Below are 12,181 nucleotides of genomic sequence, written 5' to 3' on the forward strand. Positions count from 1 at the left end.
GGTGTGGTGGAGGCGGCGTTCCGTCTGCCCCGGTGGGTGTCGCGGCAGGAGACCGTCGTTCCGGGAGTGCTCTGGCTGCCGCCGTCCCCTCCCTCGTCGCCACCTCCCCTGGTCCTGCTGGGGCACGGAGGGAGCGGGCACAAGAGAAGCGCGCGGGTCAGCGGCCTGGCCTCCTGGTTCGCGACGCGTCTCGGAGTCGCGTCACTGGCGATCGACGGGCCGTACCACGGCGATCGAGTCCCCGGCCCGATGCCGTCCGAGGAGTATCAGGCGCGTATCGCCGAAGAGGGGATCGACGTCGTCCTCGATCGCATGACGGAGGACTGGCGGGCCGCCATAGGCCTCCTCGAATCCTCGCGCGTCGCGGACACCGGAAGGCTCGCGTACCTGGGAATGTCCATGGCAACACGGTTCGGCCTTCCGCTGGCGGCTGCCCTGGGAGACCGGATCCGCTGCGTCGTCCTCGGCAAGTTCGGTCTCCAGCAGGGACCAGGCATCCCGGACGCCTTGGATGCGCCGCAACGCGTCGCGGCAGACGCCCGGCGGATCACCGCGCCGGCCCTGTTCCACGTCCAGTGGCACGACGAGGTCTTCCCGAGGAAGGGGCAACTCGCGCTCTTCGAGGCGCTTGGATCCCCGGACAAGCGACTGATCGGCTATGCCGGCACCCACGGCGAGACCACACCCGAAGCCGTGAACCTCTGGCGCGACTTCATCGCGCACCATCTCTGACAGGGCTTCCCGGCAGGGGCCTTACAGCGAACCCCGTGCCGGCTCGGCCTCCTCGTACGCGTCGTGCCAGTTCCACCATGCGTACGGCGGAGTCTGCGGGTAACCCTCGGGCGAGTCCTCCCAGACCTCCTGCCGCCCGAGCGCGGTCATGTCGAGGTAGCTCCACGTGGTCCCCAAGGCCTCGTCGCCGCGGGAGTTGATGAAGTACGTGCGGAACACGTTGTCGCCGTCGCGGACGAACGCGTTCGTGCCGTGCCACTCGTCCACCCCGAAATCGGCGTCGAAGCCGTCGGTGATCGTGTACCAGGGCACCGTCCAGCCCATCCGCGCCTTCAGGCGTTCGATGTCCGGCTGCCGTGCGCGCGAGGCGAAGACGAGAGTGGTGTCGCGCGCGTTCAGGTGGGCGAGGTGGGCCACATGATCGGCCACCATGGAGCAGCCGACGCAGGCGTGGTCCGGCCATCCCGTCACGCCGTCCTCGAAGAAGGCGCGGTAGACGATCAGCTGACGGCGGCCGTCGAACAGGTCGAGCAGGCTCGCCTTGCCTTCGGGCCCGTCGAACTCGTAGCCCTTGTCCACGGCCATCCACGGCATCCGGCGGCGCTTCGCGGCCAGTGCGTCCCGGGCGCGGGTCAGCTCCTTCTCCTCCACGAGCAGCTGCCGGCGCGCCGTCTCCCACTCCCGCGGGGTGACGATCGGAGGTGTGTTCATGGCGACGTCCACCTTCCACTTCGGTCCGAGCTCGTGCGCTGAGCCGGGGGTGCGTGCTGGAGGCGTGTGCTGGAGGCGCCGTCCCGCGGAGCCCCTGCCCTCCAGGGTCGGCTGAGATGAGCGCAGGCGCATGTCAGCGCAGCGGAGTCGAACGAGTGTGCGGTGCATCTGGGTGCTCGGCTATCCGGCGGACTGAACTCCGCACCCGAGATGGAAGATGGTGGACATGAGCGGACTGTTCTCCCGAGACAGGTCGGCGGTCGGGCCGGGGGCCGTGCACCTGCCGGACTGGCTGGACCCCGGTGAGCAGCGGGCGCTCCTCGACCATTGCCGTGCGTGGGCGAAACCGCCCGCGGGGCTCCGGGAGGTGCTCACTCCCGGTGGCGGGCGCATGTCGGTTCGCCAATTCGGGCTGGGATGGCACTGGTTCCCTTACGGCTATGCGCGTACCGCCGTCGACGGCGACGGAGCCCCGGTCAAGCCGATGCCGTCCCGGCTGGCCCAGCTCGGGCGCAGGGCGGTGGCGGCCGCCTTCGGGGACGAGAACGCCGGGTACGAGTACGACATCGCACTGATCAACTTCTACGACGCCACCGCACGCATGGGCATGCACCAGGACCGCGACGAGAGATCCGATGCCCCGGTGGTCTCGCTCAGCCTCGGCGACTCGTGCGTCTTCCGCTTCGGCAACACGGAGACCCGGACGAAGCCCTACACCGACATCGAGTTGCAGAGCGGCGACCTCTTCGTCTTCGGCGGTTCCTCGCGTCTCGCCTACCACGGGGTGCCGCGCATCCATGCCGGCACCGCGCCTGCGGAGCTGGGGCTGACCGGCCGTCTCAACATCACCCTGCGTGTGAGCGGCCTCGGCGCGTGACCGTGGCGAGGGCGGCTGAGCAGCGGCGGCCCACTCGACCCTGGTGAGCGTGGCGCCGGGACCGTTCGGAGGCCGGCGCAGGCAGGCCGGCACAGCGTGTGCCACCCCGTGGTGTGCCCCGCCCCGTACCGTGTCCGAATTCCGCCATACGCGACGGCCGGGTGCCCCGATCATGGGACACTCGCTCACATGAACGGCAATGCGTCCTCCCGCGCCACGGGGCCCACGCAGACCCGGTTGGAACGGGGGCGTGGCGCACTCGGCCCCGCGCTGGAGCTGGTGCATACCGGCCGCGCGCCCACCCGTGCCGTGCTCACCGCGGAACTCGGCGTCACCCGCGCCACGGCAGGCGCCGTCGCCGCCGAGCTGGCGGCCCTGGGCCTGATCCGTGTGGACGTCCGGCCCGCCGCGGCCGCAGGCGTGCACGGCCGCCCCTCGCACCGCCTCGACGTCGCTGAGCAGGGGCCCGTCGCGCTGGCCGCACAGGTGCACTCCGACGGATACCGGGCGGCCCTCGTCGGCCTCGGGGGCCGTATCGTCGCCACCTCACCCGGCTGCGACACCATCGACGCCGACCCCGCGCAGGTGCTGGGCGCCGTGGTCGCCGCGGGCGCTCGGTTGCTGCGGGAGACCGGGCGGCGGTGCGTCGGGGCCGGGCTCGCCGTGCCGTCGTCGGTCGCCGAGCCCGAGGGCACCGCGCTGAACCCGCTCCACCTCGCCTGGCCCGTGGGCGCTCCCGTGCGGGACATCTTCGCCCGGCAGGTCCGCGACGCCGGCATCACCGGCCCCGCGTTCTGCGGCAACGACATCAACCTCGCCGCGCTCGCCGAGCACCGGCACGGCACGGGACGCGGCTCCCGCGACCTGCTCTGCGTCGCCACCGGGCACCGCGGCGTCGGTGGGGCGCTGGTGCTCGACGGGCGCCTGCACACCGGAAGCTCCGGCCTCGCCCTGGAGGTCGGGCACCTCACCGTGAACCCCGCCGGCCGGCCCTGCCACTGCGGCAGCCGCGGCTGCCTGGACGTGGAGGCCGACCCGCTGGCACTCCTCACGGACGCCGGCCGCGTGCCCGGCCCCGAGCCCTCCATGCTCGACCAGGCCACCAACCTGCTCCATCAGGAGTACGCCGACCCGCATGTACAGGCCGCCGCCGGGGCGCTGATCGACAGGCTGGGCCTCGGGCTCGCCGGGCTGGTCAACATCCTCAACCCCGACCGGATCATCCTCGGCGGGCTGCACCGCGAACTGCTCGCCGTCGACCCCGAGCGCCTGCGTGCCGTGGTCGCCGAGCGCAGCCTGTGGGGCCGCAACAGCGGCGAGGTGCCGATCATGCCGTGCACCCTGGACCACAACAGCCTGGTGGGCGCGGCCGAGCTGGCCTGGCAGCCGGTGCTCGACGACCCCCTCACCGTTCTCGCGGGCTGAGCGCACCCCGCCCGAGCACCCCAGCCCGGGAGCCGGCAGGAGGGGGCTCACCGCCAGCGCACGGCGAAGGCACGCCTCGGGTTCTCCGTGAGGATCCGGTCCGTCAGCTCCTCGCCGAGCATCGCCGCCAGCCGTGGCCGCACTCTGCGCAGCAGGTGTGGCATGCCGGGACCGCCGTTCACGGAGCACGCCGCGGCGGTCGTGGTGTCGGCGCCCAGCAGGAGCCGATCGGCGAAGCCCGCGTCGGCGAGGGCGCCGACGGTGTCCGGCATCCGCCAGTCGGTGGCGTGGTTCGCCCGTGACGGCCCGTCGAACGCGAGGAACGCGCCCGATTCGGCCGCCTGGCGGTGCATCACCAGATCCGGGCAGCGGTCCAGATGGCCGAGGATCATGCGGTCGGGCGGTACCCCGAGCCCGTCGCGGAGCAGGTCGAGCACGTCCAGGGCGCCGGTGCCCAGCCGGCGGAGCAGCCGCCCGGCGCACCGCTACTCCCGCCGTGGTACGCACACGGCCGCTGACCGTACGACGACGCGGGCAGCCCCGCGGAGCGACTCTCGGACCGTACCGACACCACCGTCGAGCGGGCCGGTCCGTACGGATCCCGGCCGCCGGCGAGGGCCATGCCGCCCTCGCCGCCGAGGAGATGAGTTGCTCATGAACACACTGGCTTTCGCCCACGACGGCCCGGGCCCCTGGGTGCTGCTCTTCCCGCTGGTCTGGGCGGCCGTCATCGTCGGCGTCCTCACCGTGCTGCGCCGCACCGGCTGGCGCGGACCGCGCGGCCCCTGGCGCCCGGCCGCCGAGGAGCACTCGCCGATCGCCGTGGTCGGCCGCCGCTTCGCCGCCGGCGAGATCGACGAGGACGAGTACTGGCGGCGGCTGTCCGTCCTGGACGAGCAGTTCGGCCGCAGCCGCAAGGGCGGTGCGGCATGACGCCCTCGGCGGTCACCGCGGACACCCGCACGGCCGCGCGGGTCGTCGGCGCCGTGAAGGTCTACGGCACCGGCGACACCGCCGTGCGCGCCCTGGACGGGGTGGACGCCGGCTTCACGGCGGGCCGGTTCACCGCGATCATGGGCCCGTCGGGCTCCGGGAAGTCCACCCTGATGCACTGCGCGGCCGGCCTGGACACGCTCACCTCCGGATCCGCCTTCATCGGCGACACCGAGCTGGGCACGCTCGACGACCGCCGCCTGACGCGACTGCGCCGCGACCGCGTCGGCTTCGTGTTCCAGGCCTTCAACCTCGTCCCGACGCTGACCGCCGCGGAGAACGTCACCCTGCCGCTGGACCTCGCCGGCAGACCGGGCGATCCCGACTGGATCGAGGAGATCATCGACGTGGTCGGCCTGCGCGACCGGCTGCACCACCGGCCGGCGGAACTCTCCGGCGGGCAGCAGCAGCGCGTCGCCGTCGCCCGCGCGCTGGCCGGCCGGCCCGACGTGGTCTTCGCGGACGAGCCCACCGGCAACCTCGACTCGCGCTCGGGAGAGGAGGTGCTCGGGCTGCTCGGGCACGCCGTGCGCGCCCTCGGCGGCACCGTCGTCATGGTCACCCACGACCCGGTCGCCGCCGCCCACGCCGACGAGGTCGTCTTCCTCGCCGACGGCCGGCTCGTGGACCGCATGACCGCCCCGAGCGCCGGCACGGTCCTGGACCGGATGAAGCACCTCGACACCGAGCCCCACCGCACCGCACACGCCGGAGCCCGGTCATGAGCGCCGGCGGGACCGTGGCCCGCATCAGCCTGTCCTCACTCAGGGCCCACAAGCGCAGGTTCGCCGGCACCTTCCTCGCCGTACTGCTCGGCGTCTCCTTCCTGGCCGGCACCCTCGTCATGGGCGACACCCTGCGCGCCAGCTTCGACACCCTGTTCGGCGAGGCCACCTCCGGCACCGACGCCGTGGTGCGCAGCGCGGACACCATCACCACGCCCGGCCAGAGCCAGGGCGTCAGGCAGCCCGTCCCCGTCTCGCTGGTGAAGACCCTCGAACGGGTGCCGTCCGTGGCCGTCGCCGAGCCCAGCATCCAGGGCGCGGGCCAGCTCATCGGCGCGGACGGCAAGCCGATCGGCGGCAAGGGCCCGCCCACCCTCGCCGGGAACTGGATCGGCGACACCCGGCTCAACCCCTACCGGCTCGCCGAGGGCCGCGCGCCCGTCCGGCACGGCGAGGTCGTCGTCAACCGCGGGACCGCCGAGACCGGTCACCTCGCCATCGGCGACACGACGGTGCTGCGCACGCCGGACCCGGTCCGGGTGAGGATCGTGGGACTCGCCACGTTCGGCGGCACCGGGGGCATGGCCCAGACCACCTTCACCGGGATGACCAGGGCCGACGCGGAGAAGTACCTCACCGCGGAGCCCGGCAGGGCGGCCACCCTCCAGGTGCGGGCCACCCCCGGCACCTCCCAGCGGGAACTCGTCGACGCGCTGGCCCCCGTCCTCCCGAAGGGCGTCGAGGCCATCACGGGCCGGCAGTCGGCGCGGGAGAACACCGATATGATCTCCGGCCAGTTCCTGACGCTCTTCACCACCCTCCTGCTGGTCTTCTCCGGTATCGCCCTGCTCGTGGCCACCTTCTCGATCCACAACACCTTCGCGATCGTGGTCGCCCAGCGCACCCGCGAGAACGCCCTGCTGCGGGCCCTCGGCGCCGGGCGCCGCCAGGTCACCACGGCCACCCTCGTGGAGGCCGGCGCCGTGGCGGTCGTGGCGTCCGCGGCCGGCCTCGGCGGCGGCATCGGGATCGCGGCCGGACTCCAGGCGCTCTTCCCCGCCATCGGCTTCCCGTTCCCGGACGGGGACCTGGTGATCAGCGGCCTCTCGCTGCTGCTGCCGCTCGCGGTCGGCATCGTGGTCTGCCTCGGATCCGCCCTCCTGCCCGCCGCCCGCGCCGGCCGCACCGCGCCGCTCGCCGCGCTCCGTGAGACCGCCGTCGACCACTCGGGTGCCTCCCGCCCCCGAGCGCTCACCGGCGCCCTGCTCGGCGCGGCCGCACTCGCAGCCACCCTCACGGGCGTGCTCGCCACCGGCTCGATCTGGCTCGCCGGAACGGGGGCCGCACTCGCCCTCGCGGCGTTCGTGGTGCTCGGACCGGTCACCGCCGGCTTCGCGGTCCGGTTCCTCAGCCGCCCCCTGGAGCGGCTGCGCGGCATCACGGGCGGCCTGGCCGGGCGCAACGCGCTGCGCAGCCCGAGGCGCACCGCCGCCACCGCCGGCGCCCTGATGATCGGGGTCGCGGTCATCTCCCTCTTCACGGTGTTCGGGGCCTCGCTGAAGGCCACCATGGACCAGACGGTCGACCGGTCCTTCGCGGGCGACGTCGCCGTCAGCTCCCCGTCGTTCGGAGCCGGCGGCAGCGGGCTCAGCCCCGCGCTGGCCCCCGCCATCGCCCGCCGGCCCGAGGTGGCCACGGCGGTCGGCCTCGGCCGCGGAGTTGCCGAGGTCGACGGCAGCGGACGCGCCCTGACCGTGACCGACCCCGCCGCGCTCGCCATGACCTTCGACCTCGGGGCGGTGCACGGCTCGCTGGCCGGCCTGGGCAGCGACGGCATCGCCGTCTCCGGGAAGGAGGCCGGCGCGCGGCACCTGCGCACGGGCGGCATCACCCGGCTCACCTTCACCGACGGGATCACCAGGACCTTCGTGGTCCGCGCCGTCTACGGCAGCTCGGAGCTGGCCGGCGACTACGTGATCACCCGCCAGGCCTGGCGGCCGCACCGCACCCAGGACGCGGACACCCTGATCGCCGTCACTTTCAAGGACGGCGTGAGCACCGCCGAGGGCAAGACTGCCGTGCGGGCCGTCGCCGCCGCCTACGGCAACCCCGAGGTGCAGACCCGCGACGAGTACGCGCAGTCGTCGGCCGGCGGCATCGACATGATGCTGACCCTCGTCTACGCCCTGCTCGCCTTCGCCGTGCTCATCGCCCTGCTCGGCATCGCCAACACCCTCACCCTCGCCGTCCACGAACGCACCCGGGAACTCGGGCTGCTGCGCGCCGTCGGGCAGACCAGGTCCCAACTCCGCGCCATGGTCCGGTGGGAGTCGGTGCTGGTGGCCGCGTTCGGCACGGTCGGCGGCCTGGTGCTGGGAGGCTTCCTCGGCTGGGTGCTGGTGAAGGCGTCCGACGGCGCCTCCGAGACCGCGTTCGCCTTCGCGGCACCGCCGGCCAGGCTCGCGATCGTCGCGCTGGTGGGCGTGACGGCCGGGGTGCTGGCGGGCCTGCGGCCGGCAGGCCGCGCGGCCCGGCTCGACGTCCTGAAGGCCATCGCCGCCGAGTGAAGCGGCACCACCGCGCCGGGGCCCGCTCAGCCCAGCACGAAGGAGCGGGTCCCGGCACGGCCGTTCAGCGGCCCCGGGCCCGGCGCCAGGTCCACCGGAACCATCAGGTCCGTACTGCCGGTGAACGGGCCCGTGGTGGCGGCGCCGTAGACGGGCAGCGTCGCCGTGAGCGGAGCGGTCCCGGGAACCGGAAGCGTGAACCAGACGATCTTCCCGGCGTCGCCCTGGGCCCGTGCGCCCCAGTTCTCGCACATCGCCGCGATCATGGCGAGCCCGCGCCCGCAGGTCTGGTACGGCTCCGCGTCGTGCACCCGCGGCAGCCTGGGATCGTGGTCCCGCACCGAGACGGTGAGCCGGTACAGGAGCAGCTCTATGTCGACGGTGCAGATCTTGTCGGGGCGGGCGTGCCGGTGCACGTTGGTGAGCAGTTCGGTCACCCCGAGCGCCGCCCGGTCGGTCAAGGCGTCGAGACGCCAGTGGCGTAGTTGTGCGGAGACGATTCTGCGGACCTGTCCGATCCGCGACGGCAGGGCCTGGAGCTCCACCGTGCAGTGCCTTCTTGGCTGGCTGATCACGGCCACGACTCCCCGAATTCGAGGTTCCGGAGGAAGACGGAGAAACGGACCAGCACGGCGGCTGCGCCCGGCGGCCGCCTGCTGGAGGACCGGCGCATGACTGGTTCGCAGCGTGATCGCCGGTGCACCCTGGGTAAGCTGAGACCAGAGTGACTCGCATCACATCAAGCTGCAACTGGGGGGGCGGCCGAACGGTGGGTTGCGCCCGGCCGCGAGGCCTGTGCGGGGTGGGCGCACGGGGGAGTCCCGTAGCCCATCGGCCGGTGGCAGCGGGCTTCCCGGGTGGCACCCGCCAGTCGGGTGACGTCCTCCCGCCGGCCGGCGGCCTGACGGTCGTCGTCCGGACTTGCCGTGCGGTTCACCGCGCCCGATCCGCGACAGCAGGGCGAACGACGTCCCGGGCACCACGAACCGCGTCCGAGGCAGTGGCGAACCGCGGGCTCAGCACAGGCCGGGACGTGGCCGGGCGGCGATCCCAGGGAGGGGCCGTGCCCATGGTCCTTGCCGAACGCGAGCCGTCGGGGACGGATGCCGCGGATGCCGTCAGGAACGCATGCCGTCAGGAACGGATGCCGTCAGGAACGGATGGCGTCAGGGACGGATGGCGTCAGGGACGGCGGCCGCCCGCTTTGCGTACCGCCTCGATGAACCGGCGGGCACGTCCGTCCTCGCGCTGATCCGCGTCATCCCCCATGCTCAGCGTGTAGCGCGTGCCGTTCACCTCGGCCGAGGCGCTGTCACCCGACGAGAACCAGGACTTGCCCGCGCGCACCGCCTGCACCGGGGCACTGTCGATCTCGCTGCCGCGGCTGTTCAGCAGCTCCACCCGGCCGTCGTTGATGCGGACCTGGCCCGCTCGCGTCAGGGACCGCAACCGTTTGCCGATCCGAACACGCTCCGCCGTGAACTCCGGCTCCGCCATGATGCCCCCCTTGGGTACGAGGTGTGCGCCGGCCGGGTCCTGAGAGGACCGCGCCGACCAGGCTCACAACGCGACTGCCACCGGGAATGTTCCCGTATCAGCAGTGTGCCCGTCCCCGTGGCAGGGCGCCAGGGTGTACGCGGGCGGGCCGGGCGCACGTACCGGGAACGCTTGCGCCCTGGGGGCGCCCGCGACGCGCCAAGGCGCCCACCGGGTCCGGGCCGGTGCCGCTCGGCGGTCCATAGCGGCAGGTGAGAAGCGGTCGGCGGATGTCTATCATCGGGCCAGTCACCAGGTCGTACGGGTGCCCGATCCGGACCGGCGGCCGATGCGACCCCAAGGAGCGACCGGTGAGTGCCACCCACCCGCAAGCAAGCCCGGCCCTGACGGACACCCTGGACGTCGACCGCAGCGACCCCGCCTACCGTGCCTGGCTGCGCGAGGCCGTCCGCAAGGTGCAGGCGGACGCGAACCGCTCCGCCGACACGCACCTGCTGCGCTTCCCGCTGCCCGAGGCGTGGGGCATCGACCTCTACCTGAAGGACGAGTCCACCCACCCGACCGGCAGCCTCAAGCACCGCCTGGCCCGCTCGCTCTTCCTCTATGGCCTGTGCAACGGCTGGATCCGCCCCGGCCGGCCGGTCATCGAGGCCTCCAGCGGCTCGACCGCGGTCTCGGAGGCGTACTTCGCGGAGCTGATCGGAGTCCCCTTCATCGCGGTGATGCCCCGTACCACCAGCGCGGAGAAGTGCCGGCTCATCGAATTCCACGGCGCCACCTGCCACTTCGTGGACGACCCGCGCACCGTGTACGAGGAGGCCGGGGCCCTCGCGGCCCGGACCGGCGGCCACTACATGGACCAGTTCACGTACGCGGAGCGCGCCACCGACTGGCGCGGCAACAACAACATCGCCGAGTCGATCTACCGTCAGCTGGTGCTGGAGCGCTACCCGCAGCCGGCCTGGATCGTCGCCACGGCCGGCACCGGGGGCACCTCCGCCACCCTCGCCCGGTACGTGCACTACATGCAGTACGACACCCGCATCTGCGTCGCGGACCCGGAGAACTCCTGCTTCTTCGACGGCTGGACCAGCGGGGACGCGGACGTCACCTGCGAGCGCGGCTCCCGGATCGAGGGCATCGGCCGGCCCCGCATGGAGCCCAGTTTCGTCCCCGGAGCCATCGACCGGATGATGAAGGTGCCGGACGCCGCCAGCGTCGCCGCCGTGCGCGCCCTGGAGCGGGCCATCGGGCGCAGGGCGGGCGGCTCCACGGGGACCGGGCTGTGGAGCGCGCTGAAGATCGTCGCGGAGATGGTCGCCGACGGCCGCACGGGCAGCGTCGTCACGCTCCTGTGCGACCCGGGCGACCGCTATCTCGACAAGTACTACGCGGACGGCTGGCTGGCGGCACAGGGCCTCGACATCGCCCCGTACTCCGCCGCCATCGACTCACTGCTCACCTCGGGCACCTGGCCGGGCGGGGCCCACGGCTGACCTCGGGCTGAGGGCGCCCGTATGGGGCAGTCAGCCGCCGGCGGCCATCTCCGCGGCTTCCCCCGGAACCGGGGAGCGGGACGGCTCGCCGACATCCCCGGGAGCGCCCGCCACCACCAGCCGCCGCAACTGCTCGGAGACCTCCGCACGCGCCTCCTCGGGCAGGCCCGCGTCGGTGACCAGGGTGTCCACCTGGGAGAGCGCCGCGAACGAACTGAGACCCACGGTGCCCCACTTGGTGTGGTCGGCGACGACCACCACGCGGCGGGCGGAGCCCACCAGGCGCCTGTTCGTCTCCGCCTCCGCCAGATTCGGCGTGGACAGGCCCGCCTGCACGGATATGCCGTGCACGCCGAGGAAGAGCATGTCGAAGTGGAGCTCTCCGATGGCGCGGTCGGCGACCGGGCCCACCAGCGAGTCCGAGGGGGTGCGCACCCCGCCGGTGAGCACGACCGTAGCCGCGCCCTGGCGCTGGCCGGCCGTGCCCTGCGCCGAGTGGAACACGTCCGCCACCCGCACCGAATTCGTCACCACCGTCAGATCCGGCACGTCCAGCAGGTGGTGGGCGAGCGCGAACGTCGTCGTGCCGCCGGACAGGGCGATGGCCGTGCCCGGCTGGACCAGGGCCGCGGCGGCCTTGGCGATGTCCTCCTTGGCCGTCAGCTCCAGACCCGACTTGGCCTCGAAGCCCGGCTCATGGGTGCTGGCCTCCATCACGGGGACCGCACCGCCGTGCACCTTCTCCAGGACCCCCTGGCGGGCCAGCGCGTCCAGGTCCCGGCGGACCGTCATGTCGGAGACGCCGAGTCTCCTGGTGAGCTCGTTGACACGCACGCCGCCGCGGCGCCGCACCTCGTCCAGGATCAGGGCGCGGCGCTGCTCGGCCAGCAGGTTCTGGGTCTCGCTCACGCCGCTGGGGTCCTCTCGCCGAGCCGTGTGCCGTCTTCGTTCACCTTGCTGCCATTCGCCGTGGATCCGACGCAATCCGCCGTTCAGGATCTCTCATCCTCGCACGCTCCACCGACAACCGCGCCGCCCGGCCGCCGCGGCCCCGCCCGGACCGCGCACGCCGGCGTGGCCCTGGCGCCCGGACACCGCGCCCGGCGCCCGCCGGGGCGGGCCAACTGCCCAACCCACCGGGGGAGATCGCGTGTCGGA

11 protein-coding genes and 1 pseudogene are annotated in these 12,181 nt (G+C 73.2%); 7 read left to right on the plus strand and 5 right to left on the minus strand.

Translation table 11 applies throughout. The features are described 5' to 3' along the window. The first annotated feature begins 249 nt into the window (after positions 1-249). Positions 250-732: a hypothetical protein gene (locus Sm713_RS38105; protein WP_212914493.1), complete on the plus strand. Its 483-nt coding sequence runs from the start codon at positions 250-252 to the stop codon at positions 730-732. 21 nt (positions 733-753) lie between these two features. Here Sm713_RS38105 and Sm713_RS38110 read toward each other — a convergent pair whose 3' ends face one another. Continuing rightward, on the minus strand, positions 754-1,443 hold the full coding sequence (locus Sm713_RS38110; RefSeq protein WP_212914494.1) for a DUF899 domain-containing protein: 690 nt from the start codon (positions 1,441-1,443) through the stop codon (positions 754-756). A gap of 217 nt (positions 1,444-1,660) precedes the next feature. On the opposite strand from Sm713_RS38110, the gene Sm713_RS38115 reads away from it, so the two are divergent. Further along, on the plus strand, positions 1,661-2,320 hold the full coding sequence (locus Sm713_RS38115) for an alpha-ketoglutarate-dependent dioxygenase AlkB (protein ID WP_212914495.1): 660 nt from the start codon (positions 1,661-1,663) through the stop codon (positions 2,318-2,320). Positions 2,321-2,509: 189 nt separating this feature from the next. Beyond that, complete coding sequence (locus Sm713_RS38120) at positions 2,510-3,745, plus strand: ROK family protein (RefSeq protein WP_212914496.1); 1,236 nt, start codon at positions 2,510-2,512, stop codon at positions 3,743-3,745. Positions 3,746-3,792: 47 nt separating this feature from the next. Here the strand turns inward: Sm713_RS38120 and Sm713_RS38125 are convergent. Next, positions 3,793-4,203, minus strand: a pseudogene (locus Sm713_RS38125) (phosphotriesterase); the annotation flags it as partial. 196 nt (positions 4,204-4,399) lie between these two features. On the opposite strand from Sm713_RS38125, the gene Sm713_RS38130 reads away from it, so the two are divergent. Genes Sm713_RS38130 through Sm713_RS38140 form a run of 3 tightly spaced genes read left to right on the plus strand, consistent with a single transcriptional unit; the run spans position 4,400 to position 8,030 of the window. After that, the gene (locus Sm713_RS38130) at positions 4,400-4,678 is read left to right on the plus strand and encodes an SHOCT domain-containing protein (protein ID WP_212914497.1); all 279 of its coding nucleotides are present in this window, start codon (positions 4,400-4,402) and stop codon (positions 4,676-4,678) included. Continuing rightward, entirely contained in the window at positions 4,675-5,463 is a 789-nt protein-coding gene (locus tag Sm713_RS38135; protein WP_212914498.1) for an ABC transporter ATP-binding protein, read from the plus strand. Before Sm713_RS38130 ends, Sm713_RS38135 begins: the two co-directional genes overlap by 4 nt. Beyond that, positions 5,460-8,030: an ABC transporter permease gene (locus Sm713_RS38140; protein WP_212914499.1), complete on the plus strand. Its 2,571-nt coding sequence runs from the start codon at positions 5,460-5,462 to the stop codon at positions 8,028-8,030. The genes Sm713_RS38135 and Sm713_RS38140 overlap by 4 nt, the downstream gene beginning before the upstream one ends. A 26-nt stretch (positions 8,031-8,056) precedes the next feature. On the opposite strand, the gene Sm713_RS38145 is transcribed toward Sm713_RS38140, so the two are convergent. Next, positions 8,057-8,605 (minus strand): ATP-binding protein, encoded by a 549-nt coding sequence (locus tag Sm713_RS38145; RefSeq protein WP_212914500.1) that lies wholly within the window; start codon positions 8,603-8,605, stop codon positions 8,057-8,059. Positions 8,606-9,212: 607 nt separating this feature from the next. Next, entirely contained in the window at positions 9,213-9,527 is a 315-nt protein-coding gene (locus tag Sm713_RS38150) for a hypothetical protein (RefSeq protein WP_212914501.1), read from the minus strand. 350 nt (positions 9,528-9,877) lie between these two features. On the opposite strand from Sm713_RS38150, the gene Sm713_RS38155 reads away from it, so the two are divergent. Next, positions 9,878-11,023, plus strand: a complete 1,146-nt coding sequence (locus tag Sm713_RS38155; RefSeq protein WP_212914502.1) for a PLP-dependent cysteine synthase family protein — start codon at positions 9,878-9,880, stop codon at positions 11,021-11,023. Positions 11,024-11,053: 30 nt separating this feature from the next. Here the strand turns inward: Sm713_RS38155 and Sm713_RS38160 are convergent, their stop codons facing one another. Further along, positions 11,054-11,932 (minus strand): DeoR/GlpR family DNA-binding transcription regulator, encoded by an 879-nt coding sequence (locus tag Sm713_RS38160; protein ID WP_212914503.1) that lies wholly within the window; start codon positions 11,930-11,932, stop codon positions 11,054-11,056. Positions 11,933-12,181 lie beyond the last annotated feature (249 nt).

The sequence above is a fragment of the Streptomyces sp. TS71-3 genome, from assembly GCF_018327685.1.
Classification (GTDB): Bacteria; Actinomycetota; Actinomycetes; order Streptomycetales; family Streptomycetaceae; genus Streptomyces.